General features: G+C 31.3%; 22 protein-coding genes and 1 CRISPR repeat array (1 of these 23 cut by a window edge). Of the genes, 4 read left to right on the top strand and 18 right to left on the bottom strand.

Annotation, left to right across the window (positions count from 1 at the left end; genetic code table 11):
• Positions 1-1,930: a CRISPR direct-repeat array (repeat unit 30 nt; unit sequence GTTTCAATTCCTCATAGGTATTCTAAAAAC); it reaches 432 nt to the left of the window's first position.
• Positions 1,931-2,101: 171 nt separating this feature from the next.
• The 9 genes from cas2 to AC4CVH_RS03025 all read right to left on the bottom strand — a co-directional run bounded on the left by cas2 (position 2,102) and on the right by AC4CVH_RS03025 (position 12,534).
• Positions 2,102-2,365 carry a CRISPR-associated endonuclease Cas2 gene (cas2, locus tag AC4CVH_RS03065; protein WP_490786243.1) on the bottom strand — a complete coding sequence of 88 codons (264 nt, stop codon included), beginning with the start codon at positions 2,363-2,365 and terminating at the stop codon, positions 2,102-2,104.
• 2 nt (positions 2,366-2,367) lie between these two features.
• A complete protein-coding gene (gene cas1b, locus AC4CVH_RS03060) occupies positions 2,368-3,360 on the bottom strand; it encodes a type I-B CRISPR-associated endonuclease Cas1b (protein ID WP_490786242.1) in 993 nt (330 codons plus the stop codon).
• A 9-nt stretch (positions 3,361-3,369) separates the two neighbouring features.
• Positions 3,370-3,861 (bottom strand): CRISPR-associated protein Cas4, encoded by a 492-nt coding sequence (gene cas4 / locus AC4CVH_RS03055; protein WP_490786241.1) that lies wholly within the window; start codon positions 3,859-3,861, stop codon positions 3,370-3,372.
• Between the two features lie 11 nt (positions 3,862-3,872).
• Positions 3,873-6,185, bottom strand: coding sequence for a CRISPR-associated helicase Cas3' (cas3, locus tag AC4CVH_RS03050; protein ID WP_490786240.1), 2,313 nt, complete (start codon positions 6,183-6,185; stop codon positions 3,873-3,875).
• An 11-nt stretch (positions 6,186-6,196) separates the two neighbouring features.
• Positions 6,197-6,919, bottom strand: a complete 723-nt coding sequence (gene cas5b, locus AC4CVH_RS03045) for a type I-B CRISPR-associated protein Cas5b (protein WP_490786239.1) — start codon at positions 6,917-6,919, stop codon at positions 6,197-6,199.
• A gap of 10 nt (positions 6,920-6,929) precedes the next feature.
• Positions 6,930-7,805 carry a type I-B CRISPR-associated protein Cas7/Csh2 gene (gene cas7b / locus AC4CVH_RS03040; protein ID WP_490786238.1) on the bottom strand — a complete coding sequence of 292 codons (876 nt, stop codon included), beginning with the start codon at positions 7,803-7,805 and terminating at the stop codon, positions 6,930-6,932.
• The gene (locus tag AC4CVH_RS03035) at positions 7,798-9,747 is read right to left on the bottom strand and encodes a TIGR02556 family CRISPR-associated protein (RefSeq protein ID WP_490786237.1); all 1,950 of its coding nucleotides are present in this window, start codon (positions 9,745-9,747) and stop codon (positions 7,798-7,800) included. Before AC4CVH_RS03035 ends, cas7b begins: the two co-directional genes overlap by 8 nt.
• Positions 9,732-10,502, bottom strand: coding sequence for a CRISPR-associated endoribonuclease Cas6 (gene cas6, locus AC4CVH_RS03030; RefSeq protein ID WP_490786236.1), 771 nt, complete (start codon positions 10,500-10,502; stop codon positions 9,732-9,734). The genes AC4CVH_RS03035 and cas6 overlap by 16 nt, the downstream gene beginning before the upstream one ends.
• 208 nt (positions 10,503-10,710) lie before the next feature.
• Positions 10,711-12,534 (bottom strand): ATP-dependent helicase, encoded by a 1,824-nt coding sequence (locus AC4CVH_RS03025; protein ID WP_490786235.1) that lies wholly within the window; start codon positions 12,532-12,534, stop codon positions 10,711-10,713.
• A 136-nt stretch (positions 12,535-12,670) separates the two neighbouring features.
• On the opposite strand from AC4CVH_RS03025, the gene AC4CVH_RS03020 reads away from it, so the two are divergent.
• Positions 12,671-14,152, top strand: coding sequence for a nicotinate phosphoribosyltransferase (locus tag AC4CVH_RS03020; protein ID WP_490786234.1), 1,482 nt, complete (start codon positions 12,671-12,673; stop codon positions 14,150-14,152).
• 57 nt (positions 14,153-14,209) lie between these two features.
• Here the strand turns inward: AC4CVH_RS03020 and AC4CVH_RS03015 are convergent, their stop codons facing one another.
• Positions 14,210-14,818 (bottom strand): NUDIX hydrolase, encoded by a 609-nt coding sequence (locus tag AC4CVH_RS03015; protein WP_490786233.1) that lies wholly within the window; start codon positions 14,816-14,818, stop codon positions 14,210-14,212.
• 126 nt (positions 14,819-14,944) lie between these two features.
• Here AC4CVH_RS03015 and AC4CVH_RS03010 point away from each other — a divergent pair, with 126 nt between their 5' ends.
• Positions 14,945-16,177, top strand: a complete 1,233-nt coding sequence (locus AC4CVH_RS03010; RefSeq protein WP_490786232.1) for a D-alanyl-D-alanine carboxypeptidase family protein — start codon at positions 14,945-14,947, stop codon at positions 16,175-16,177.
• 27 nt (positions 16,178-16,204) lie between these two features.
• Here the strand turns inward: AC4CVH_RS03010 and AC4CVH_RS03005 are convergent, their stop codons facing one another.
• Entirely contained in the window at positions 16,205-17,389 is a 1,185-nt protein-coding gene (locus AC4CVH_RS03005) for a methyl-accepting chemotaxis protein (protein WP_490786231.1), read from the bottom strand.
• Positions 17,390-17,606: 217 nt separating this feature from the next.
• On the opposite strand from AC4CVH_RS03005, the gene gltX reads away from it, so the two are divergent.
• Positions 17,607-19,064: a glutamate--tRNA ligase gene (gene gltX, locus AC4CVH_RS03000; protein ID WP_490786230.1), complete on the top strand. Its 1,458-nt coding sequence runs from the start codon at positions 17,607-17,609 to the stop codon at positions 19,062-19,064.
• A 62-nt stretch (positions 19,065-19,126) separates the two neighbouring features.
• Here gltX and AC4CVH_RS02995 read toward each other — a convergent pair whose 3' ends face one another.
• Positions 19,127-19,534 (bottom strand): acyl-CoA thioesterase, encoded by a 408-nt coding sequence (locus AC4CVH_RS02995; protein WP_490786312.1) that lies wholly within the window; start codon positions 19,532-19,534, stop codon positions 19,127-19,129.
• A gap of 423 nt (positions 19,535-19,957) precedes the next feature.
• Positions 19,958-21,388: an adenylosuccinate lyase gene (gene purB / locus AC4CVH_RS02990; RefSeq protein WP_490786229.1), complete on the bottom strand. Its 1,431-nt coding sequence runs from the start codon at positions 21,386-21,388 to the stop codon at positions 19,958-19,960.
• A gap of 149 nt (positions 21,389-21,537) precedes the next feature.
• Between purB and AC4CVH_RS02985 the strand changes: the two genes are divergently transcribed.
• The gene (locus AC4CVH_RS02985) at positions 21,538-21,750 is read left to right on the top strand and encodes a DUF378 domain-containing protein (RefSeq protein WP_490786228.1); all 213 of its coding nucleotides are present in this window, start codon (positions 21,538-21,540) and stop codon (positions 21,748-21,750) included.
• Positions 21,751-21,800: 50 nt separating this feature from the next.
• Here AC4CVH_RS02985 and AC4CVH_RS02980 read toward each other — a convergent pair whose 3' ends face one another.
• The 5 genes from AC4CVH_RS02980 to AC4CVH_RS02960 all read right to left on the bottom strand — a co-directional run bounded on the left by AC4CVH_RS02980 (position 21,801) and on the right by AC4CVH_RS02960 (position 25,997).
• A complete protein-coding gene (locus AC4CVH_RS02980) occupies positions 21,801-22,058 on the bottom strand; it encodes an HPr family phosphocarrier protein (protein WP_490786227.1) in 258 nt (85 codons plus the stop codon).
• 126 nt (positions 22,059-22,184) lie between these two features.
• Positions 22,185-23,381 carry a pyridoxal phosphate-dependent aminotransferase gene (locus tag AC4CVH_RS02975; protein ID WP_490786226.1) on the bottom strand — a complete coding sequence of 399 codons (1,197 nt, stop codon included), beginning with the start codon at positions 23,379-23,381 and terminating at the stop codon, positions 22,185-22,187.
• 45 nt (positions 23,382-23,426) lie between these two features.
• Positions 23,427-23,783 carry an SMR family transporter gene (locus tag AC4CVH_RS02970; protein WP_490786225.1) on the bottom strand — a complete coding sequence of 119 codons (357 nt, stop codon included), beginning with the start codon at positions 23,781-23,783 and terminating at the stop codon, positions 23,427-23,429.
• Between the two features lie 27 nt (positions 23,784-23,810).
• Positions 23,811-25,007: a hypothetical protein gene (locus tag AC4CVH_RS02965; protein WP_490786311.1), complete on the bottom strand. Its 1,197-nt coding sequence runs from the start codon at positions 25,005-25,007 to the stop codon at positions 23,811-23,813.
• A 129-nt stretch (positions 25,008-25,136) separates the two neighbouring features.
• The gene (locus tag AC4CVH_RS02960) at positions 25,137-25,997 is read right to left on the bottom strand and encodes a decaprenyl-phosphate phosphoribosyltransferase (protein WP_490786224.1); all 861 of its coding nucleotides are present in this window, start codon (positions 25,995-25,997) and stop codon (positions 25,137-25,139) included.
• Between the last annotated feature and the right edge of the window lie 52 nt (positions 25,998-26,049).

Here is a 26,049-nt window from a genome sequence, read left to right as displayed (position 1 = left end):
GAAAAAAGATTACCGGAGAGGGTTATTATAAATTTCAATTCCTCATAGGTATTCTAAAAACAATAGCATTCTTATTTGCTTTATATGCTATTATAGTAGTTTCAATTCCTCATAGGTATTCTAAAAACAAAAAATGAAGGACTGGAAGAAAGAACAGGAATATTTGTTTCAATTCCTCATAGGTATTCTAAAAACGCTCTAGTCTGCATTTGTGCATGCATGTCAATGCCTAGTTTCAATTCCTCATAGGTATTCTAAAAACGCGGCTTGAACGTTCTCTTTGCTATTCTTATTATTTAGTTTCAATTCCTCATAGGTATTCTAAAAACCTTAAAAATTTAGTATTAAAATTATATCATACAGGAGAGTTTCAATTCCTCATAGGTATTCTAAAAACTCAACATTTCCCGATTTATCTACAGCATTAGAAACAATGTTTCAATTCCTCATAGGTATTCTAAAAACCCATTTACAAAACTTATATCCGGGATATCTCCTTTGTTTCAATTCCTCATAGGTATTCTAAAAACCTGCTTTCCTATAAGTTAAATAATGTAGGAAAACTTGGTTTCAATTCCTCATAGGTATTCTAAAAACCGATTTTTAGAATCTATTATTTTATGCAATTTGTTCCGGTTTCAATTCCTCATAGGTATTCTAAAAACATATAAAAATATTTAACTTACGTGATTGGAGACTATGTTTCAATTCCTCATAGGTATTCTAAAAACTTTATGTAACCAACTATAAATTAGAACAAGGTAACAAAGTTTCAATTCCTCATAGGTATTCTAAAAACAGTACTACAAATGCACTACACATACAATACCTTTATGGTTTCAATTCCTCATAGGTATTCTAAAAACGAACTTAATTCAGCGGACGCCTCAGGTTTAGCTCGGTTTCAATTCCTCATAGGTATTCTAAAAACCTGAATATCTTGCAGATAAATTAGCTTGTCCAACTATGTTTCAATTCCTCATAGGTATTCTAAAAACAAACCATGAAACTGGTTGGACAATTGGCTCCTAGCCTGTTTCAATTCCTCATAGGTATTCTAAAAACTTTCGGCTGAAGAATTGTCAGAACTTACACATCAGCAGTTTCAATTCCTCATAGGTATTCTAAAAACCTATAGTCATTAGCCTCTGTATACAACTTACTGCTGGTTTCAATTCCTCATAGGTATTCTAAAAACTACATGGAAACATGGGCATCCGAGAGGAATGCTTGGGTTTCAATTCCTCATAGGTATTCTAAAAACTTAGCAATTCAAAAGAACGCTCCAAGCGTAAATGTCAGTTTCAATTCCTCATAGGTATTCTAAAAACGAGCCTATGGAATTAGCTTTGTTAACTCTATAGGCGTTTCAATTCCTCATAGGTATTCTAAAAACGCAGTTTAGCGTTATAATCCAAAGTGTCATTGTCATGTTTCAATTCCTCATAGGTATTCTAAAAACTTGTGCCATCCGCTTTCATCTCCTCGACTTGGTTTTGGTTTCAATTCCTCATAGGTATTCTAAAAACCATATGCCCATGCTGTACTAGCATATAGGAACCACAGGTTTCAATTCCTCATAGGTATTCTAAAAACCTTGTCCAATCGACTTTATCTGTCTTATTTTTTTCCTGGTTTCAATTCCTCATAGGTATTCTAAAAACGCAGTCACAACCAGATTCTGGCTCTTCCCCTAGTGAAGTTTCAATTCCTCATAGGTATTCTAAAAACAAATACAGATTATTTTGTTTTAGATGATATGTTGGAGTTTCAATTCCTCATAGGTATTCTAAAAACAAAAGGTGACAGAAAAGAATTATATCTTATTTGCAAGTTTCAATTCCTCATAGGTATTCTAAAAACGGAGCCTTTTAACGTTTTTGCTTTTATAGAAGAACGTGTTTCAATTCCTCATAGGTATTCTAAAAACCCCATCGAATATAGGATACATCAGCTTCTTTAAAAAAGCAACTGTATTGAAAATTTTTTCAAAAATCGCCTCAAAGTTTTTAATCCTTGTGATTAAGCCAATATAAAAAGTCGTCGACCCTCAGTGTTTTTTGCACTACTAAAGGTCGACGACAAAATAATTCATTATTATTTATAGAAATATATCCTGCTTATTCTTTGTTACTCCAAGAACTTCTCTATTAGAATATTTTGTGCTTCTGAAAGTATAAATTATTACGGAATCTTCACTTCGCTCCATAATATCAGAAAGCTCACATTTTAACTTTTTTAAATTAGCAACACTTATATCTCCCTCAAAAACAGAATTTTGAACCCAAGTTAGGTACTTTCTACATTTTTTAAGGGCTCTTCCAACACGTTTTTCCCCAAAGTCATATACTAGTATAACAAACATAGCTACCACCTCGCAATAAATCCATTATAAGGTTCATCCTCAGTTATGTACTTTTGAAGTTTATAAAGTTCAAGTCTTATTATACGCTTATAGCTAACAGTAGTGCCTATCTTAGGATGTTTTATTGTCTTTAATAATTTGTTATTATATTCTTCTATAAACTTTTTTCTTCCTCTGGTATTTAACATTATTCCATTAAGCTCAGATTCAAAGTCCTTCTCATTTAATTCATTCCTATTTAAAATAGTAAAAATAGTTCTGTCAACTATTATAGGTTTAAATATCTCAGCTATATCAAGATTTAGCGAAAAACGTCTCATATTTGTAGAATGAAGGTATCCTATTCTTGGATCTAGTTGCGTCTGGTATATTTCTCCTAAAACAGTAGTATACATCATTGAATTTCCAAAACTAATAAGTGCATTTATCTTATCTCTTGGAGGTCTTTTACTCCTAACCTTAAATTCAAATTCAGGATTTTTTATTATTCTAGAAAAACATGTATAATACTCTTGTCTAATATTTCCTTCAACAGCCATAAGCTCTTCTATCGTACTGCATGTATCCATAGATGCCTTTTTCTGTCTAATGTCATCAAGCTCTAGTTCAAGTTTTACTCCCCTTGAATTATAATACCTTAAAATGACTATTATATTTTCAACAGCAGTTTCTATTATCATCTTCGCAATTCTAAGCCTTTTGTCATAATCAAGATAATTCTCTGCCTGCTTTAATATTACATATCCAGAATTTAAATGTTCTCGTGGATAAAAAGTTCCAGTGTAATATCCATAATAGTTAAAAAAATGTATACATATTTCCTTTTGCGAGACAAAATCAAGAAACTTTTTATTTAAATTTATCTCACCAAACACCCATATATTGTTCAATTCTTCAATAGGTAAATATTTTTTTCTGCCTTGAGTTTCAAAATAAACTGTATTATCTTTTCTTTTCAAATCACCATCATTGAAAATATAAATATCCTTTTTCATAATATCCTCCTATGAATAACAATACTCTCTATAAGCACAATTTTTGCAAAACGCCACTTTTTTGACGGTAGGCGGACTATCCATCTTACAAATTTTTTCTATATCAATACTTATTTCATTTAATTTACAAATGTCATCTTTTGTAAGTTTTATATTAGTTTTCTTTTTTTCCTCTGGATACAATAAAACACCCTTAGCCTTTATATTCGCATTTTTTAATTCATTTAAATAATACATAAGCTGCCATTTCGAAGCTTCAGCATATTTAGATGATTTCTTAGTTTCACCGATTGTTATCTGATCCTTAGATTTAAAAATAACATCAAACTTTACATTTCCAAAACTGATTTCCTTATCATTTCTGCTGTATGTACGTTCATGTATAAAACGTCCTATATCTATATTTTCATCATGCTGGTCAGGAACTATAGCTCTTGACATAAGCCATACTTCTCTTTTACACACATTATAATACCAAACCATCGTTCCATTTACATACATAATATCACTCCCTACATAACAAAAAAGTCATCATCATCTTCTCTCTTATACCCGGTCATATCATCATAATAGACATCACAAGCACTTTTGGGAAGATTCAATATAATATCATCTTTGTCATTTACTCTATCTATATACTTAAAAGGAATAGACAAAGTATATTCTCTAACTTTATTTTTTATCTCAAGCATTTTTTCGTTTTTAATCTGAATATCCTTTATCTTAAGAACCTTTAACAATCTACAATAGATATCTTCAGCCTCATCATTTATTCTAAAAAACACCTCTGCATAATTACTCTTTTCTTCTATGAGTGAAAACTTATCTATGCTGTAATCCCTATCACTAAAATACATATTTACAATGGACTTTATAAATTCTTCAGAAGCTTCTTGATTTTTATTTTTATTAACTTCACCAAAATAAGTTGATATAAAATAAAAATACTCATTTTCGCTTATAGTATTTCTACACTCCAGCAGCTTTTTGCTTATATTTATCAAGGTTTTGCCATAAACCCTACTCCCATAATACATTCCTCTGTCATCTATCATTGAATAAACATATACCTTACCTAAATCTTTCTCTCCATTTCTATTACATCTTCCCGCTGCCTGTATTATTGAATCAATCGGCGCTATATCTCTAATTACAATATCAAAGTCAAAATCAACTCCAGCTTCAACAACCTGAGTTGATACTACTATTATTTTTTGATTTTTTTCAAGCCTTTGTTTAATTTCATCTATGCGTTCCTTTCTATGACAAGGTAAAATATTCGTTGATAAATACATCACTTTTCTTCCACTGTTTTTTACTTCTCTATAAATTTTTAAAGACTGCCCTATCGTATTGCATATTATAAGATAAGATTTATCCTGAACCTTTTCATAAAACTCTTCAATAAAATCTTCTACTTTCAAAGGTTTAATCTCCGGAATAATTGAGGTTCTATTAAACATGTCAAAATACTTTTTATTGTCTTTTAAAAGTTCAACTGCTTCTGAAAGTATAATAGGCTTAGTTGCGGTCATCATTATTATCTTGCAATTTAGATATTTACTAGACGATATAAGAATAAATTCTATAAGTTTCAGATATTTTATATCTATAGCTTGTATTTCATCCAAAATAATTATTGAATTTTTAAGTGCATTAAATTTTTTGAGCATCCTATTTTTATTTCCTATTAATGTCTGAAGAAGTTGTACAAAAGTAGTTACTACAATACCACTATTCCAATTTTCTATTAACATTTCAGCTTTAACCTTCGTATAATTCTCATACTCACTGCTGTACTCCACATCTGCCAAACTATGATGTTTTATTATATATTCACTGCTTTCTTTTTTAAAATTAGGGATCTTCTCAAAAAGAGAATATATTGATGAATAGTTTTGATTTATAATAGATGTAAATGGAAGTGAATATATTATTTTTCTATTTTCCGTAAGAAGTTCTCTAAGCTTTAAAGCCGCAAAGAATCCACAATAGGTTTTTCCTGTGCCAGTTGGTGATGTTATTGAAAATAGATTGCTATCTTTATATACCTCTTTAAGTTTTATTTGTACTTCTTTAAATATCTGTTCTCTAATTACATCGATATTTTTCTTTTCATTATCTCTAAATATACTGTTTTTAGTGCAATTTAAGGTGTTAAAATCTGCAAATTTAACTTCTGGAATTAATATATTGGCAGCACTGATTTTATCAGCCGCTATAAGAGAACTATACAACATCTGATTTACAAAATATGCCTCTTCATTTTCATTATAATAATCAAATTTATAATGAATTTTTCTAAGCCTAATTAATATTTTTTCAACTGGCTTTTCTGCTAGAAAATCATCAAAATAAATATCATACCCAATTCTCTTATAGTCATTTCTTATAAATTCCCTGTTTTTCTCTATGTCATCAAGTTGAGTATACGCAGTATCAACTTTTTCTCGAAGATCCGGTCTATCTATTACATTTCTTCTAAAATTTTTAGGCAAATTTAATTCAACATTTTTTATACTGCCATGGTGATGCAGTATGGAGTTATATATTATAACAGGCAAAATATTATCTCCATATAAATTTAGGGCAATATATGCCCCAAATAGTGCAGAAATAAATCCATGTCCATTTAAGTCGTTTTTTATCTTATCACTGCCAAGTATATACTTTTGAAAAAATGTAGTGTATTTGCCAAAGTCATGTGTAAAGCTCAATATTTCCTGAGCTTTACTATATTCTTTATCGCAGTATGCTTGAGATATATTATTAACCTCTTTTAAATGGGTTAATAGCAGTTTGTTTGGATGTGAATAAAATTTCAAAATATCAACTCCTACATAAACACTATATTTTCATCTTCAAGTTTTACAAATTCTGAAGCAATACTCAACTTTAATTTTCCTCCATTGTCGTCATATATATACGAAGCCATCTTACCTATTTCCCTGTCTTTTGAAAATTCAACAGGCATTCTTTCTTTCAAAAGTTTAGCTCTCTCATTTGAAAATATGTCTATGCTTCCTTTAACTATATAATCTGAATTTACTAGTGTAGATACCTCTATAACTTCTTTTTCTTTGCATATTTGTGCATTTACTCTTGAACAAAATTCTAATGTACAGTTAAATGCTGCAGCTCCAAGATATGGTGAATAAACATATTTCTTTTTTTTAACCCTATATTCTAACTTGTCCATTATATTTCTATCAGTACAGTTAATATAAATAATATATTGAACTCCCTCATCTCCAGTTAAAATTTCTATAGGAATTTGTGTGTGTTCCTTTGGACACAGTATCCCCTTAGGATTTGTAGCTTTGATGTAATTTACACTCTGCATTATCCTTCTTATAACCCCAAGTTTTTTTACAGCTATATTCATATTCTTCTTAGAAAAACAATCATAGTAACTGTCTCTTTCATATCCTAGAGTAGCTGCAATTAATCCTGCTATTGTTGTTCTTGGAGGTACTGAATAGGACAGAGAAGATGAATTGGTATAAAACTTTTTAAAATGTGCAAATCTGCCTTTTACTTTTAATATCAATAAATCCATATTTTTCACCTTACTTTACTTCATTTAATTCAAATTCAGAAAATGCCTCCTCAAATGTAACCTTATTCCCATCAATTAAAATATTTAGCTTTTCATCTGCAAAGTAATTAAGCTTAAATATTCTATCTTTATGTTTGATTAGAAACTTCTTAAGCTCTGTTACATCAAGCTTTACTTCTTTTATATCACGTACACTTTCATCATTAGATGAAAATTTAAGATAGTCTCTTAGATCTCCAAGTATAGTCTCACTATCTTTATATTCAACTCTAATATATAGCCTTGGATACTGACCAATCTTACTTCTTGTTGCTAATTCAGGTATTGCATACCTCATGGCCTTATCCAAAATTTTTACATCATCATCTTTAAGCCTTGTATGTTCTGCTCTTTTTCCGCTTATAACTCCACTGAACGCAATAAAAGAATATTTGACTCTATAATCCTTTCCTATTGCTCCTTGCTTATTTCCTTCTCCCGATGCAAAATGTGATGTTATACTTGCTTCTAAAAGTTCCACTCTATTTAAGGAATATCCCCAATTAAATTGAACTGGTCCTATAAAGTTTTTATTGTTTTTTTTAATGGGAATTGTCGCTCCAAAAAGTCTTACATCAATAAGACTGTCCAAAATTGTATCACTGTCACTTTTGCCCAATTTTTCTATTCTTCTTTCTGCAGTTACAGATTGTCCATCAATTTTTGAAACAAACAATTCATATCCCATATCAATTAGATAGTCTCTTATATATCTTTTCATTCTCAAATCAGAAACAAGATTTATTTCTCTTTCATAATCCATTCGAGGTCTATTTTCTTCGTCTGGATCACCATTTGGATTAGTAAGTTTAGCATCATATAAATATAAAATTTCACTATTATTCATTCTCTTTTCCTCCCTTGTTTAACATTGCCCTTGTAGTATCATATCCATATCCTGACAATACATAAAATAAATTTTCCTGCTTATTGAGTTTCCATGAATCCTTATTTAAATCTAGCAGCCTCTTACACTCTGAAAAAGTAACTTCATTATATTTTCTTATTTTTTCTTGAACTAATTTATTAAAAATATCATTAGTTAGTCTTATAATTTTATTTTTATCAATTCCTCCAAAGTTAAGCTTGTTCAAAATTGGCTTTCTATCTTCTCCCATTCTTTTATACTGAGCATTTCCTATTTCTCCTATAAGATATCCCAGCAAAAACATTGCACTTTGCTGCTCATCATATTCCATTTCCAAAATATAATCTTTAATATCATCCTTTACTTTTAAATCAGAAGTGTCCATTTTTTCTTCCTCCTCAATACATCCTATATCTTTCAAAAATTTTATACAAAAATTAGATTTAAGTATTGTTGAATGTATTCCTGTCTTTGAATTTACATTGTATCCCTGTTTATCAAAAAACTGAATTCTAATACACGAAAGTACACCCTGTATAAACTCTCCTAATTTCAATCTTCTCTGTGTTAAAACTGCATCATAAATTTGAAGAAGTTTTCTGTAATTCATGGGTTTAGAATTTTTAACTCTAATTGGTGTCATAAAATAAAATGTCTGTAAATCCACAGTTACTTTATAGTTTTTGTTCACTATCTTCTTCCCCAATTTTGATATTGTATATGACTCATTCATTATCTTTTCAAATATAGATGGATTTACATCTTTAATGAATTTTTGAATTTTGGTTTCTCTAGTAACTTTATTAGCTCTTTTATAGAATATTATATTTATTAAAAAATAATTGTTTTCATTAACTATATCAGATATATTTTGAATTTCAGTTTTAAAGTCATCTATTCCAGTTAAATTTTTAACTGTATTAAAGGAGTTATTTATTCTATCTGATACTCTATCCATATCTTTTTTACTTATAGGCTCTCCAAATACAAAATGTGGAATTAAATACACTGTAAACCCAGAGAGCCGTGTGTTCAATTTATTTTGTATATAATTTTCACCGACAATCAACTTATCCAAACACTTCTCACAAAGCAGCATGTTTTTTCCATAATCTTTCAAACCACTTGCAAATATTATTTGATTTGTAGTATAGTATTTAATTTTCATTTTTGATAAATCTGATGTAAGTCTCTCACTGCTTCCACACATGCTGCAGAAACCCTTTATATTATGTTTAGATTTGTTTTTCTTTTTACTTTTTAATACGGCATCCTTATATTCTTTAAAATTACTTAACGAAATCCCATCTATAAAAATAGTATATAGACCTATTTCATCCTTTTTTATGTTAAATTCAGTTTTTATATAATTCTCAAATTGTCTAAAATATTCTTTTCTAAGCTTCGTTATTATATTTTTAAGTTTTTGTTTTTCATCCTCTTCTGTTTCAGCACCGGTAACTCTATCTAGTGTATCTAATACGTCTTCTCCAACTCCACATTTTTTATAATTTAACACATATCGATTTTTATTTGATTTAAATTTATCTCCTAAATCAACATAAAAATTTTCAAATACTTTTTTAATTTTTGCATTTAATTCACACCCAAAATCTATGTTTATTAAATTACTAAATGTTTCGGTTAAATGATATACATATGAATTGCTTGATACAAACCACTGTGCCGACGCTGATGCATCTGCTGATCCTATAAATAAATAGTTTTCTGCCGTTTTTGAATTAATCTCTTCATTTGTATCTATATAAAATTCATCTTTTACTGTATCAAAACATAATTTTAATACATACATCTGATTTCCTTTTTTATTAGTCAATGGAACATTTTTTATTAAATTTGAAAGCATGTCTCCATTATTTAAAAGCATAGAATTACCTATTTGAATTATTCCCTCAAGCACTTTACCTTCACCTCTTTATTTTTGCATTTTGAGACATAACCAAATCCTTGAGAATTCTTAGATCCAAAGCCCGAATTATACCCAATATTTATGAGCTCTTCTGATCCAGTTAAAACAAACTCTCCAACCCATCCTTTTATAACTATCCCTTTATAAATTATTATCCTTTCCTTTAATTTTGAGTTTTTAATGCAATTTATTTCAAAGCTATCATCTGATGGTTCTTTATTGTATAACGCTCTATACTTTTTAATCAAATTTTCCCTTATAAGTTTTGAAAATTCCCTTTCAAAAGGTGTATAGTAATACGTTTTCTTTTTATCCAAAATTTCAAAAGTACTATAAACTGTAATAGGAGATTTCGTATATATTTTTACTCCTGATTTTAAATGATCATTTTGACATTCTATATTTTGTATTGTCAATTTATTCTTACCGATATATATATCATCTTTGATAATAATCCCATTTATTAGATAGCTTAAAAATTTATCATCCTGAGAAGCAATTTCAAGTCTAGCTTCATCATAATATGTTATCACCCCTTTTGTTGAATCTATTTTAAATTTCCCTTGAAGTCTTGAGAATGTATATAACTTATACTTTCTATTTCCCAATTTATAACCTGTATCATGAATAAATTTTTGATAATTTTCGTCATTTAACCATTTTAAAATTATAGCTTGTAGCATGTGATTATATTGTATATTTATTGTTATAGAATCTTCCACTTTAAAAGTTATTACTATTCTCATTTCTCATTTTTCCTCCAGTTATATATCCTGAATTTCTTGCAAACAGTGGACTTTATGCCTAATTTTTTCATAAGTCTTTTGGTTCTTTTACCACTTATATTTATATCTCTTATATAATTATTTAAAGTTTTACATAAAATTTCAAATTATATTGTTATTTTATAACATATTAATATGTTTTTACAGTAAAAAAGTGGAAATATATATCTCATACACTCCTTGTAATCTCCTTTATAAACCTTGACACTTTCTTTTTGCTTCCCCTGATACTGTCTGTAGAATATAAATACAAATTGTCTATAGCCCTTGTAATTCCTACATAGAAAAGTCTTCTCTCCTCCTCTATCATACTTTCCATACTGCTCTCATGTGGTATAATTCCTTCACAGCAATTTATAATAAAAACATTCTTAAACTCCATTCCCTTTACACCATGAATGGTACTCAAAAGAACCCCCTTTTCTGATTCTTGAGCCACTTTCACCTTTTCCGAGAACTTTTCTACATGTTCTATAAAATCCAGGATAGTTGAAAACTTTGAAGCCTCCTCCTTTAATTCATCCACTATATATTTAAGCTGTGACATTTTTAAATTGCTGCCTTTGCAGTATTCTTCAATGTATATGTAATACCCAAGCCTGTATAATATCATGTCTATTGCCCTAAGCGGTGGAACTTTACTCAACTTTTTTATACCTTTCTTGAGTTTTGATACAACTTTGATTTGTGGTATCGAAATTTCTCCTATAGTCCTCAGTGTGTCAAAGCAATTTTCCCTTACAGGGTAATCCCAAACTTTTTTAATATTAATTCGGCTAATGTACCTTGAAGGTCTGTTTATTATTCTTGAAAAGCTATCTTTGTCATATCCTTCAAGTGAAAGTTTAAGATATGAAACAATATCTCTGCATATAAAATGTTCGAAAAAATCATACCCTTCCCCAAGAAATCTAAAATCAACATTTGATTTTAAAAAATCATCAATTATATTCCGTACTTCATAATTACTCCTGTATAAAACCGCTATATCTTGATAATTATAATTGTTTAAACTTACTAGTTTCTCTATCTTTGACGATAAATGTGAAATCTCTGCATACTCATCCTTAAAATTTTCAATATTTATCTCTCCGCTGTCTGACTTATCCGATTTTATAACTTTATCATTTCTTTTCTCATTACAGCCTATAAGCCTTATTGACAAGTTCACTATATTTTTCATACTTCTGTAGTTTACATCAAGAAACAGGGTTTTTCCTCCAGGAAAATACTTTTCGAAATCTATCATGCATACAGGATCGGAACCTCTGAATCCATAAATACATTGATCTTCATCTCCAACTGCAAATACTGAATTTCCATCTGATATAAGCTTCAATATATCTATTTGAAACCTGTCGGAATCCTGAAACTCATCTACAAGTATATATTTAAACAAATTCCTCCAATAATCAAGTTCTGCCCTGTTTTCTAGAAAAAGCTTTCCCACTTGAAGTTGCAAGTCATCAAAATCGGCCTTATTGTTTTCACGTTTATATCTTTCGTAACATTTAAAGCACTTTATAAAAACACTTTTGTCCATTTTACTCTTAAAATTTTCAAGATTTGAATGTCCTGTCTTGAATCGTGATATTTCTCCAATCACCCTTACTGCGTATTCATCATCTACAAAATCCATATATTGTTCCAACGTGGATTTTATTATACCGATTGAACAATTTTGCTCTATTATATCTATATCTTTGTTTTCTGCTCTGGATAAAACTTTATAAAAAAATGAATGAAATGTACTGAAACAAGGCGTATTATCTACAATTCCCGAAATTTTAGCATATCTTTCTCTCATATTTAAAGCCGCCGCCCTCGTAAAAGTTATTACAAGTATTGATTTAGGATCGGCTCCCATATTTTGAACAAGGTTCCAAATTCTATTTATTATAACCGTAGTTTTTCCCGAACCTGGCGGAGCACATACAACCACTTTTCCATAATTCGTATAAACTGCGTCTTTTTGTTTTTGATCCAGCCTCACAATTTTCACTTCCCTAAATAATGTAATCCATTTAAATCTAACTATTGTAATAAATTCTCCAAAGTATTACAATGTGTATATACATAATTATTGTCTTATTGAAAATAATCAAAACATAATAGAGGAGATTTTATTTATGGAGAACATTAAAAATTTTGACGTAAGGAATAGTAGAAATCTAACTATGCTAGTTGATTTTTATGAATTAACCATGGGAAACGGGTATTTAGAAAGTAATCTAGGCAATAGAATTGCTTATTTTGATATGTTTTTCAGAAAAATCCCTGATGACGGCGGTTACTGTATTATGGCAGGAGTACAGCAGGTAATAGAATATCTGTCAAACTTAAAATTCTCTAAAGAAGACATAGATTATTTAGAAACAAAAGGTGAGTTTTCGAAAAAATTTTTAGAGTTATTAGAAAATTTCAAATTTGCCTGCGATGTATGGGCAATTCCAGAAGGCAATCCTGTATTTCCGAATGAACCTCTGATAACCGTGCGAGGACCTGCAATACAAGCCCAATTTGTTGAAACCATGATACTTCTCACAATAAATCATCAGACACTCATTGCTACAAAAGCAAACAGAATATGTCGTGCTGCAAAAGGAAGGCCTGTTATGGAATTTGGTTCAAGACGTGCCCAAGGATATGATGGTGCCGTATATGGGGCAAGAGCTGCCGTTATAGGCGGATGTAGTTCAACTGCCTGTACCATATCTGAACAGATGTTTGGAATACCTGCAGTAGGAACCATGGCTCACAGCTGGATTCAACTTTTTCCATCGGAATATGAAGCCTTTAAAGCCTGGGCTGAAATATATCCTGAAAACTGTGTCCTTCTAATAGATACATATAACGTTCTTAAATCAGGTCTCCCGAATGCTATAAAAGTATTCAAAGAATATCTTCTTCCAAAGGGAATAAAACCAAAAGGAATAAGGATAGACAGCGGAGACATTACATATCTCACTAAAAAATGCAGAAAAATACTTGATGATGCCGGCTTCCCGGATGTGAAAATAGTGATTTCAAATTCACTTGACGAGTTCATAATAAGAGATGTCCTAAGTCAGGGTGCCTATATAGATTCCTTTGGAGTTGGGGAAAGGCTTATAACTGCAAAGTCTGAACCCGTATTTGGGGGTGTATACAAGCTATCTGCAGTTGAGGGCTTAAATGGAGACATAGTTCCTAAGATAAAAATAAGCGAAAATGAAGAAAAGATAACAAATCCAGGATTCAAAAAAATATACAGATTGTACGATAACCAAGAAAACAAAGCCATAGCAGATCTTATAACCCTGCGTGACGAAAAAATAGACACCGATAAACCAATTGAAATATTTGACCCTGTATTCACGTGGAAAAAGAAAAAGTTAAAAAATTACTATGCCAGAGAATTAATGGTGAAAATATTTGACAATGGAAAACTTGTCTATAACAGTCCTTCCGTGGCTGAAATCAAAAAAGTTGTAAAATCTGAAACAGAAAAAATGTGGCCAGAGGTTTTAAGACTTGAAAATCCTCATAACTATTACGTTGACCTCTCAGAGAAACTTTGGAACTTAAAGAGAGATCTTCTTCACAAATATTCAAAAACCTACGAAGAATAATTAAAATCAAGCTTTCTTGTTACAATATTTTATTCTAGCAAGAAAGCTTTTAAACATTTAACTGTATGATTTTATTATATCAGCAAAACTTTTCATCACTTTTGCTGTAAATCCCCATATAACATAATCATCATACTTATAAAAGTAGTCTACTATGCTTCCTTCCCTGAAACTATACTTTTTTCCATTGTTTATCAAATGATATGGAAACTTGTCATCTATCTTGCGAACAAGCGGACATTTATACACAAGAGGCTCAGTTTCCATAAAAAAACTGAGTGGCACTTTGAATACATGGTCCACTTCATCCCTGCTGGGAGCTATTTCATACCCTTCTTTAAGCTTCGACACAAATGGAAACATTACAAAATTAAATGGCGTTATCATATAGTCCAAATCTCCCAAAAACTCAATGTTCTCCCTTTTCAGGCTCAGTTCCTCCATAGTCTCCCTTATAGCTGCATCTCTTCTGCTTTCACCACTCTCTATCTTTCCTCCAGGCAGACATATATCTCCAGGCTGGTGTAAAAGCTTTCCTGACCTTACCTCAAATATTATGTTTGGGTTATCTTCGAAATCTGCAAGAAGTATCATAACTGCGGCTTGGTTTGAACTTCCCATGATATCCGCCTTTCTATGTTTGAATATTTCGCCTATGTTCCTCATATAAATCACCCTATTCATATAATTGTAAAATATAATTCTTAATGATATACTTTTAATGTTATATTCATATTATAATATTCTTTCATAATAAATATATATTAACTTGAATAAACGGAGCTGATTAAATTGATTAAAAATAAATTCATTATAAATTTATCCGTATTTGCTACAATATTTTTTAGCTGCAACATTGGTGTCCAAGCTGCAGAAAACACCCCTCCTCCAAGCATATACGGGAAATCTGCAATTACAGTAGATATGCAAACCGGAGAAATAATATACGAAAAAAACATAGATACAAAAGTATACCCTGCAAGTACTACAAAACTTATGACGGCAATAATTTTAAGCGAAACCAAAAAAGAAACTTCAATTTTAAAATACACAAAAGGAGCCAAGCTTCAGCCGCCTTCCTCCTTAAACAGTGACATTCACAAGATTGATGTTTCAGATACAATGACGGCTTCATCTGCAATGTACGGCATGTTAATGCATTCTGCAAATGATATAGCATACATGATAGCTGAAAATGTATCTAAAACAGTTCCCGATTTTGCTTCTAGGATGAATGCAAAGGCAAAGGAATTTGGGCTTCAAAATACACATTTTGTTACACCAAATGGACTTCACAACGCAAATCATTACTCAACCGCATATGACATGAGCATAATTACAAAACACGCTTTTAAAATACCATGGATAAGAAAAACAATAAATACAAAGACTAAAACAATAAAAACTTCAAAGGGAGTAACCCTTCCTCTTAAAAATACAAACAAGCTTCTCGGAAAAGACGGATGTATAGGCGGTAAAACCGGATACACTGTTCCTGCTGGACGATGCCTTGTAACAGTGTATGAACGTTCCGGCAGAAAAATTTTAGGGGTTGTGATGGACTCGGTGTATGATCCTTTAGATAGTTACGTTTTTAATGACATGAAAAGAATAATAGACTGGAGCTATAAAGAAAAACCTTCAATATTAATAAAGAAAGGTTCAATAGTAAGCAATAAAACATTAAAATATAAGCCGCTAGGATTCGGGCCATCTGTAAAATTAAAAGTTCCAATACGCATATCACAGGATGTAAAATACTACAATAACTCTATAAACAATAGTGAAATCAAGGAAACTACATCGATATACAATGTAGATACGAGTAAACTTAAGGGCAATACACCTATTGGAAAATTAAACGTGAAGCAGAGAAACTATTCAAAAGACTACTATCTTTATTCGGATATTTCATCAAAAGTCATATTCGAGAAAAGTCTCCCCTTCTACATAGCTGTACTTGCTGTAATAGCAATAGTTGCGTATTTTATAAGACGGAAAGTAAAAGCATTTTTAAATGTTTAAGGAGCAGCTAGAAAGCTACTCCTTTTTTTAATTTCCGTTGGATATAAGTCCAACCATATGTTCATCTATCTTTGAACACAAGTTTGAAAGTTCTTCCGTCGTAGTTAGAAGTTCCTCAGACGATGCCGCTATTTCCTGAGATGCAGCAGACACATTCTGTGATGCTTCCGACACTTCTTCTACGGTGTCAAGAATCTTATTATTATCGTCAAGTGTCCTGTCCATAAACTCTCCTGCTTCATCTACAAGTCCTGGTACTGACTTTATAGATCCTACAATTTCTTCAAAAGACATTATAGTATCATTTGCCGCTTCGGCTTGATTTTCAAGCATGGAGCTTATTTCTTTTGAATTTTCAATAACATCATTTGTTTCTGTGCTTATGGATTTTACAAGATTTATTACTTTCTCGGAAGAAGTTTTTGACTCTTCTGCAAGTTTTCTTACTTCATCAGCTACCACTGTAAATCCTTTTCCATGTTCACCTGCACGTGCAGCTTCTATGGATGCATTAAGTGCCAGAAGATTTGTCTGTTCTGATATTCCAGATATTACGTCTGTTATTTTACCTATTTCTGAAACTGTTTTAGACAAGTTGTCCACTTTAGTCATTACTGTATCAAATGATCCCTTTATATTGACTATAAAATCTATAAGTTTATAAATTTTATTTTCGCCTTCCTGAGCTTTTCCTTCTGTATCTTTAGTACTTTCAGCTATGGTGACAAGCTTATTCTTTACAGTGTCTATTTCATCCTTTAAATTTTGTATAAGAGTTACAACATCGACTATTCTGCTAGATTGACTTTCTGCATTTTTTGATATTTCCTGTATCGAAGATGCAACTTCACCAGCAGTGGATGCTGTCATTTCCGACTTGTTTCTCAAATCACCTGTAGAAGATTTTAGAGCTTCAACTTTGTTTTCATCTACATTAGCTTCCTCAAAATTGGTCTTATTTCCCTCATATCCGTTATTTTCGCCAATTTCATCTGTATATTCCTGAGTAGCATCATCTTTTTCTGCAGTTCCTATGCTGTTTCCTACTGTACATGCTGCAATAAAAAAAACGATTCCAACAATTACTGATCCTATTACAGGATAACTTGTACTAAAATCATTCGCGATTACAGAAAAATAGTACACTAGATTAATCAGTAAAATTGGAATTATAGAGAAACATGTACATATTAATATCAGTTTCTTCTTCATTTATAGATTTACCTCCTGCTGTTATAAAATTTTGTATGTATACTCTTTTAATTATACCAATAATTCCAATAATTTTAAAGCCTGGATTTATATTGTCATGTTTAAAATCGTCTTGACACAAAAAGCCAACTATTATATGATTTAATAGTAATTAAATTGGCCTTTCGTCTTTTGATGAGAGGTTTTTACTTTAAAAATAATAGGAGTGGATATAATAATGTCTGATGTCAGAACAAGATTTGCACCAAGTCCAACAGGTTATATGCATGTTGGTAATCTAAGAACAGCTCTGTATGCCTATCTGATTGCAAAACATGCAGATGGCGACTTTATACTCAGAATAGAGGATACAGATCAAGGTAGATTTGTAGAAGGTGCTTTAGATATAATTTACAATACTTTAAAAATTACAAATCTCAAATACGATGAAGGTCCTGATATAGGTGGTTCTGTAGGCCCATATGTTCAGAGCAAAAGAAAAAACATATATATTGAATATGCCAAAAAACTAATAGAAAAAGGTGAAGCATATTACTGTTTTTGTCCAAAAGAAAGGCTGGAAAAACTCAAACAGGATGCTGAAGATAAAAAAGACACTTATAAATACGACAAACACTGTTTACATTTATCAAAGAACGAAGTAGAAAAAAATTTGAAAGCAGGAGTTCCATACATAATACGTCAAAATAATCCCGAAACCGGTAAAACTGTCTTTCACGATGAAATATACGGCGACATATCAGTAGACAACTCTGAACTTGACGACATGATTCTTATAAAATCTGATGGTTTTCCAACTTATAATTTTGCAAATGTTGTAGATGACCATCTTATGGGCATAACTCATGTTGTACGCGGAAGTGAGTATCTTTCATCATCACCAAAATACAACAGATTGTATGAAGCTTTTGGATGGAATGTTCCAATATATGTTCACTGTCCTCCAATAATGAAAGATGAACACAACAAACTAAGCAAACGAAACGGTGACGCTTCCTTCGAAGACCTGATGAATAAAGGCTATTTAAAAGATGCAATTTTAAACTACATAGCCCTTCTTGGATGGAATCCCGGCGGTGAAAATGAAATTTTCAGTCTTGAAGAACTTGTAGATATATTTGACTACAAAAATATAAACAAATCTCCTGCAATATTTGACAGTCAAAAGCTTAAATGGATGAACGGCGAATATATAAAAAAGATGGATTCAGGAAAATTTACCGAGCTGGCTCTGCCTTATTATAAGAGCAGTATTTCAAAAGAACTTGATTTTAACAAAATAAGCGAACTTGTACAGCAGAGAATTGAAACTCTTGATGAAATTCCAGACATGGTTGAATTCTTTGGAAGTCTTCCTGAATATACAACAGATATTTATACACACAAGAGGATGAAAACAAACATTGAAAATTCCACCTTGGTTTTAGAAAAAACAATTCCTATGTTTGAAGCAATAAATCCATGGACTATAGAGAATATAGAAAAAGCCTGCATGGACCTTGTAAAAGAACTCGGAGTTAAAAACGGTGTTGTACTCTGGCCTGTAAGAACTGCTCTCTCAGGTAAAAAGTCCTCCGCCGGCGGTGCATACGAAATTGCAGATATAATAGGGAAAGAAGAATCTCTTAGAAGATTGAACATAGGTCTTGAAAAATTAAAATCCACATCAAAATAAAATACATTGAAACAAAGTGCTGCGATAAAAGCTTAAATCAAGTTTTCACTGCAGCACTATTTCTATTCAAGTGATTTAAATTTTTCCCATAGATCAGGATATTCCCTTTCTATATTTATTATCTTAAACTTCTTGTCTATAAAAGTCTGTGATGTCTTTCCTTTTGCTATGAGTTTTCCATTGTTTTTCACCTTGTATTCAAGTGACACTCTCACTGGACTCAATTTGAAGATTGACGTTTCAATTTTCAATACATCGTCATACTTGGCCGCATTTAAATACTTGCAGTAAGTTTCAACGATAGGCATCATTATACCTTTTTCCTCTATATTTTTATAAGTAATACCAGTCTTTTCTATAAAGTCCCCTCTTGCTTCTTCAAACCATACATAATAATTAGAATGATGAGCTATTCCCATCTTGTCTGTCTCTGCATATCTCACCTTTACTTTTGTAGTACTTTTATACATGTGTTTTCTTTTCTCCTTTTTCAAAGTCTTGCCGCTGGCCACTTCTTTTTTTGAACTGCCATTCTTCCTGTTGCTGCCTTTATCCTGACTTTTATCATTCTGGCTTTTGCCATTCTCACTTTTTAACTTTGGATTCGGTTCTGGAGGATTTAAAAGGCTCTTCTTTATAAGTTCCCTCAACATGTTTTTATCTATTAATATATTTTCTTCATTTTCGACAGGCTTTTTATTTTCTATATGCCTTCTGTCATATTTTTTATAATATCTTCTTATCCTCTTCATGTACCTTGGAAACATGTAAAGTGCAAGCTGCATAAAATCATCATCACCATAATGTCTGCTCAAAGACTACCCCTCCATAGAAGCACATATTATATAATATGAAACTCATCATGCAAATTGCACCCTATAATTTTTTATTTTTTATACATTTATTTGTGCTTCTTCGCCAAGCAAATCTCTATTGCCGTCAAGTATTGGTTTTATATCATTTTTTATAAACTCATCAACCTGTCCACTGGCTCTGCCTATAAATTTTCCAGGATCAACAAGATTATCTATCTCGTCTTTTGTAAGTTTGAAGAAAGAATCCTTGGTTATTCTATCTATCAAGTCATTTTCAGCACCTTCCATTTTAACTTTTCTGGCAGCCTCCATAGAATGAACTCTTATCCTCTCATGGAGTTCCTGTCTGTCTCCCCCTTTTTTGACAGATTCCATTATTATATTTTCAGTTGCCATAAAAGGCAGCTCTCTCATTACATGTGACTTAATAACTTTTTCATATACAACCATGTTTTCGGATACATTCATATATAAATTAAGTACCCCATCAAGTGCAAGAAATGCCTCTGGTATTGCTATTCTTTTGTTGGCAGAATCATCCAACGTTCTTTCAAACCACTGAGTAGATGCCGTTATGGCAGGATTAAGCGCATCAACTATTATATACCTTGCAAGTGATCCCATTCTTTCACATCTCATAGGATTTCTCTTATATGCCATGGCTGATGAACCTATCTGATTTTTCTCAAATGGCTCTTCCATCTCTTTCATGTTCTGAAGAAGTCTCATGTCATTGCTGAATTTATATGCACTCTGCGCTATCTCAGACAAGGTATTCAATATTATAGAATCGACTTTCCTTGAATATGTCTGTCCTGTAACCATAAATTCTTTTTTAAATCCCATCTTGGAAGTTACCATCTTGTCAAGCTTCTTTACTTTTTCTTCATCGCCATCAAAAAGTTCCATAAAACTTGCCTGTGTACCTGTAGTCCCTTTTACACCTCTAAATCTCATATTTTCTATTACAAATTCAAGATTTTCAAGATCAAGATATAAATCCTGTATCCAAAGCGATGCCCTTTTCCCAACTGTAGTTAGCTGTGCCGGCTGAAAATGTGTAAAACCAAGGGTTGGGAGATCTTTGTACTTAACTGCAAATTTTGAAAGGAGATTTATAACATTTATGACCTTCTTCCTAATGAGAACAAGTGCCTCTTTCATGATTATAAGATCAGTATTGTCACCTACATAACAGCTTGTGGCCCCAAGATGTATTATTCCCTTTGCCTTAGGACACTGAAGTCCATAGGCATAAATATGGCTCATTACATCATGTCTTACTTCCTTTTCTCTTTTTTTAGCATCTTCATAATTTATATTATCTGCATTGTCCTTAAGCTCTTTTATCTGCTCGTCTGTAATGTTAAGTCCAAGCTCCTTTTCACATTCTGCAAGTGCTATCCAAAGTTTTCTCCATGTTGTAAATTTTTTATTTTCAGAAAATATGTAACTCATTGCCTTTGATGCATACCTTGAATTCAAAGGTGTGTCATATGTATCTCTCATATTGAAAATTCCTCCGTAGGTAATTGATTTTATAGTTTTATTCATATTATACCATATAATAATTTTACATTAAAATATTTTATAGTTCTATATTTCATAGCCCATAATATAATTTAATGAAGAACAAGTATAGGGAGGCTAAAACTATAATGTATAAATTCAATATAATAGACAAGATTTCGCTTATTCTCATAGTACTTACAGGAATAAATACTGGAATAACGGGGATTTTAAACTATAATTTATTACAAATACTTCTCGGGGAACCACTTAACCTGATTGGAAGAATAATTTACATAATTATAGGAGCAGCAGCAATAGATATGATTATATTCTTATTCAAAACCTGCAGGAAAAAATGATATAAATAAAGGGCCTATACGGCCCTTTATTATGTAAATTATTTAATTCACTATTCCAATGAATTTATTAACTTAGCTATTTCTTCAACTGCCAATGACTCGTCGTCTCCAGATGCCACAACTTTTACAGTTGAATTCTTTGTAACTCCTAGTGAAAGCACTCCTATAAGACTTTTGATATTGGCTTTTTTTCCATCAAATTCAATTGACATGTCAGATTTAAAAGATGATGCCTTTTTTACCAATAATGTAGCAGGCCTCGCATGGAGTCCAGTAGCACTTTTAACTACAACTTCTTTAGATACCATTCAATTCACCCCTAATTTATAGATTTAGCATTTAAAACGTTCTCTATTAATTATACCATTTTTTCTATATGTTTCAACTAGATTTTGTTTCATTTTTCTATCTTATTCAACAAATTTAGTATAAAATCAGTCAATATTGTATATAAATTTCTTTATTCTCTCAAGTCCCTCAACTATATTTTCCATTGAAGTTGCATATGACAATCTTACATACCCCTCTATTCCAAAACCAATTCCAGGAACCACTGCCACTTTTTCATTCTCAAGAAGAAGCTTCGAAAATGAAAGTGAATCTTTTATTATATTCCCATTATATTTTTTACCAAAAGTTTCCGATATATTAAGCATCACATAAAAAGCACCATCCGGTTTAAACTGTGACACTCCTTCAATCCCGTCTATCGTAGAAACCATATATCTCCTTCTTTTGTCAAACTCCGATATCATGTTTCTAACTTCCTGGCTATCCTGCTTTAAAGCAGCAAGAGATGCATACTGTGCAATGGAATTTGGATTTGATGTTGTATGACTCTGTATGTTTGACATAAGCTTTATTATATCTTTGTTTCCAGATGCAGCATATCCTATCCTCCATCCAGTCATGGCATAGGTTTTTGAAACACCGTTTATAACTATGGTTCTTTTTAACGCATCTTCTGATATGCTTGCTATGCTCGTATGTTTCTGAGATCCATATATTAATTTCTCATATATTTCATCCGACAATATTAAAATGTCATTTTTCTTTGCAAAGTCAGCTATTGCCACAAGCTCATCTCGTGTATATATACTACCTGTCGGATTGTTTGGACTATTTATCAAGATTAATTTTGTTTTTTCAGTTACATACTTTTGCAGCTCATTTACCTTATACTTAAATCCATTTTTCTCATCTGTAGTTACGAAAACAGGAATCCCATCTGCAAGTTTGACAAGTTCAGGATAACTTACCCAGTAAGGCACCGGTATAATAACTTCATCTCCTGGATTTAAAACTGACATAAATGCATTGGCCAGACATTGTTTTGCACCGGTAGATACTATAACCTGGCTCGTATCATACTCTAATTTATTTTCATTTTTAAACTTGCTTACTATCTGCTTCTTGAGCTCTATAATTCCAGATGCCGGTGTATATTTTGTAAATCCATTTTTCATAGCCTCAATTGCCGCATTCTGAATATACTCCGGTGTGTTAAAATCCGGTTCTCCTGCGCCAAAACCTATTACATCAATACCTTGGGACTTCATCTGCTTTGCCTTGGCTGTTATCTCCAGAGTTATTGAAGCTTGAATTTTTTCAGCTTTTCTTGATAAAATCATTTTAACTCCTCCATTACTTTATAATAAAGTATTTTAAAAATTAAGCTAACTTCTTGAAATTAGCACCACTCCTGCTATTATAAGAACTACCCCTATAATTCTTGCAGGTGATATATTTTCCTTGAAAAGAAAATATGAAAATATCATAGTTATTATATATCCCATGCTCACCATTGGATATGCATAACTAAGTTCAACCTTGCTTAAAACTTTTATCCATATTAAAAAACTTATACCATAAGATATTATGCCAAGCATAACCGGCAAATTCCCAAGTATATTCAAAATGCTTGGAATGATATGTCTAAAAGTAAAATCAATATCAAGACCTGAGGCACCATACTTTACAAGTATCTGGCCTGCCGCGCCCAAAAACACCGAAACAAGTATTAAAAAAAACATATAAAACCTTCCATTTCCTATCCTCTGCTAGATATTTCTGAGGATTGTTTTTCGAATAGCATTATAAAACCAATATATAAATATAAATATCAAAGGATAAGAATACCTGCCCTGTCCTTCAGTTATAAAATAAACGCATGTAAACATAAAGAACAATACCACACCATATAAATCAAATAAATTCAATTTCTGTGACTTTCCAGCAATAATTTGGGCAAGTATATATACACTGTAAGAAAGTATATATACTATAGCTATTAAAAATACTACACTTCTGGCTAAATTCGCAATCAATATAAATATATTTTTTAAACTATGACTTATTCCACTTCCATATGTACTGTAAATTACATCGTCTCCTACAAAATAAGTGTTAAAGAGTCTTTTAAAACCCAGATTAACAAACTTGACAGGGTGCGATTTTATCCACTTTTTTGCCTCAGAAGCCAGCATATGATTTTTCTCAGTCATATTCGCCTTATTATATGCATCTGTATTTACAATTGAATCTTCTACATCTGCAGCAGACATCCATCTTCCTTTTGTATTTTGTGAATTGTTGTTTATATAAAGCACTATGCCACCATTATTTGAAACATATGTAATCTGGCCCATCATTTTCGAATTTCTATATATCCACGGGGCGATTACAACAGCTGTCAATAAGAGAACTACTACTGCGTTTTTTATAGAAGAGATTAACTTTTTATATTTTATAAGCTCTACAAGAAATATAAGAAAGAAAAACACTATAAAAAACGGCTTTATCATAGTATTAAGTCCGGAAAGTATTCCGATAAAGACATATTTAAATTTAACATCACTCATATATATGCACGTGATTGCAATAAGAATAGTTGTAAAAAGAAGTTCTGTTCCAAGAATACTATTATAAAATATGTTATTTGGAATAAAAACAAATATTGCAAATATTATTTTCCTGTCTCTTTCTTTTAAATCAATCCTATATAACATTGCTTTAAAAAGAACATAGCTTATGAAAGTCAAAAATATATTAAATATTTTTGCTTTAAGAACACCTGCTCCAAACAACTTGAATATTCCTCCAAGAACTATGGAATATCCCAGCGAAGTATACGTATCGCCCCACGGTTTTCCATTTGCTATATCAACTGCCATATTGTAATAATAACTAAAATCAGAAAAAGGCATCGAATTTATAAACACAACCCATAATACCGATAATATCATTCCGATTGTCATAATGAGACCATAATAATGACTACTGCTACTCTTATGCGATCCGTTTTTTTGTAAAAAACGTCCTCTTGTCTTTTTAAAGGCTCCGCCTTTTAATAAGCTTGTTATTTCCATGTAAAAATGACGTCCTTTCTAGAGTTTTAAATATATTATAATCAATACACTCAAAATCCACAAAATCATATTTATTAAAAAAGGTTTATCTTTCCCAAAAACATCCTCTGGTTTCCCTCCTATATTTTCTTTATCTACAAGATATTCATACCTGAACATCCCATAAAGTACAAAGGGTATTGTAAACATTATTGTTCTGCTTTGTACAGAACTAAAGGTATATAGTGAATATGCCATCAATATTGACGGATTTACTATAGTAAGCATTTTATCAATGTTTTGAATTGAATATTGCTCAAGTATTTTTCTATGGTTTCCACTTCTGTCCTTTAAAGTTACAATCTCGCTTTTCCTTTTGTTGAGAGCTATAAACAACGACAAAAGTATTGTACACAAAAACAACCACGGTGAAACCGACACTCCAGTAGAAAGACTACCACTTTCCACCCTCAGCACAAAACCAAAGGTTATTACCATAACATCTATTATAACTACATTTTTCAGTTTAAAGCAATATAATACATTAATTACAATATAAATAATCATTACAGCAAATACTTTTGCATTCAACCATTTAAGGCTGACAAAAACAACAACTGCAAATAAAATCACATCAAATATTTCAGCCCATACCATTTTTATACGTCCACTGGCAATAGGCCTATTCTTTTTTACCGGATGACACCTGTCTTTTTCAACATCAACTATATCATTCAACACATATATAACTGAAGATGTAATACAAAAGGTAACAAATGTCAATATATTTTTAACAATAAGATCCACATTCAAAAGATTTCCTGAAAAAATAATTGCAGCAAATACAAAAAAATTCTTAATCCACTGTTTTGGTCTCATAAGCTTAAAAAAATCAATCATAAAATTCCTCCCAAAACAAATATGTCCCTACTAACCTACCTATATACAATAA

The organism is Clostridium pabulibutyricum (genome assembly GCF_058242705.1).
The sequence above is the reverse complement of the archived record's forward strand: the minus strand, read 5'-3'. Positions and strand labels throughout refer to the sequence as shown.

What these genes read in the sequence shown, in the direction of transcription:
- cas2 (WP_490786243.1), bottom strand. Translation starts at nt 2,365, where the DNA reads ATGTTTGTTATACTAGTATATGACTTTGGGGAAAAACGTGTTGGAAGA.
- cas1b (WP_490786242.1), bottom strand. Translation starts at nt 3,360, where the DNA reads ATGAAAAAGGATATTTATATTTTCAATGATGGTGATTTGAAAAGAAAA.
- cas4 (WP_490786241.1), bottom strand. Translation starts at nt 3,861, where the DNA reads ATGTATGTAAATGGAACGATGGTTTGGTATTATAATGTGTGTAAAAGA.
- cas5b (WP_490786239.1), bottom strand. Translation starts at nt 6,919, where the DNA reads ATGGATTTATTGATATTAAAAGTAAAAGGCAGATTTGCACATTTTAAA.
- cas7b (WP_490786238.1), bottom strand. Translation starts at nt 7,805, where the DNA reads ATGAATAATAGTGAAATTTTATATTTATATGATGCTAAACTTACTAAT.
- cas6 (WP_490786236.1), bottom strand. Translation starts at nt 10,502, where the DNA reads ATGAGAATAGTAATAACTTTTAAAGTGGAAGATTCTATAACAATAAAT.
- AC4CVH_RS03020 (WP_490786234.1), top strand. Translation starts at nt 12,671, where the DNA reads ATGGAGAACATTAAAAATTTTGACGTAAGGAATAGTAGAAATCTAACT.
- AC4CVH_RS03015 (WP_490786233.1), bottom strand. Translation starts at nt 14,818, where the DNA reads ATGAGGAACATAGGCGAAATATTCAAACATAGAAAGGCGGATATCATG.
- AC4CVH_RS03005 (WP_490786231.1), bottom strand. Translation starts at nt 17,389, where the DNA reads ATGAAGAAGAAACTGATATTAATATGTACATGTTTCTCTATAATTCCA.
- gltX (WP_490786230.1), top strand. Translation starts at nt 17,607, where the DNA reads ATGTCTGATGTCAGAACAAGATTTGCACCAAGTCCAACAGGTTATATG.
- AC4CVH_RS02995 (WP_490786312.1), bottom strand. Translation starts at nt 19,534, where the DNA reads ATGTATAAAAGTACTACAAAAGTAAAGGTGAGATATGCAGAGACAGAC.
- purB (WP_490786229.1), bottom strand. Translation starts at nt 21,388, where the DNA reads ATGAGAGATACATATGACACACCTTTGAATTCAAGGTATGCATCAAAG.
- AC4CVH_RS02985 (WP_490786228.1), top strand. Translation starts at nt 21,538, where the DNA reads ATGTATAAATTCAATATAATAGACAAGATTTCGCTTATTCTCATAGTA.
- AC4CVH_RS02980 (WP_490786227.1), bottom strand. Translation starts at nt 22,058, where the DNA reads ATGGTATCTAAAGAAGTTGTAGTTAAAAGTGCTACTGGACTCCATGCG.
- AC4CVH_RS02975 (WP_490786226.1), bottom strand. Translation starts at nt 23,381, where the DNA reads ATGATTTTATCAAGAAAAGCTGAAAAAATTCAAGCTTCAATAACTCTG.
- AC4CVH_RS02970 (WP_490786225.1), bottom strand. Translation starts at nt 23,783, where the DNA reads ATGTTTTTTTTAATACTTGTTTCGGTGTTTTTGGGCGCGGCAGGCCAG.
- AC4CVH_RS02965 (WP_490786311.1), bottom strand. Translation starts at nt 25,007, where the DNA reads ATGACAATCGGAATGATATTATCGGTATTATGGGTTGTGTTTATAAAT.
- AC4CVH_RS02960 (WP_490786224.1), bottom strand. Translation starts at nt 25,997, where the DNA reads ATGATTGATTTTTTTAAGCTTATGAGACCAAAACAGTGGATTAAGAAT.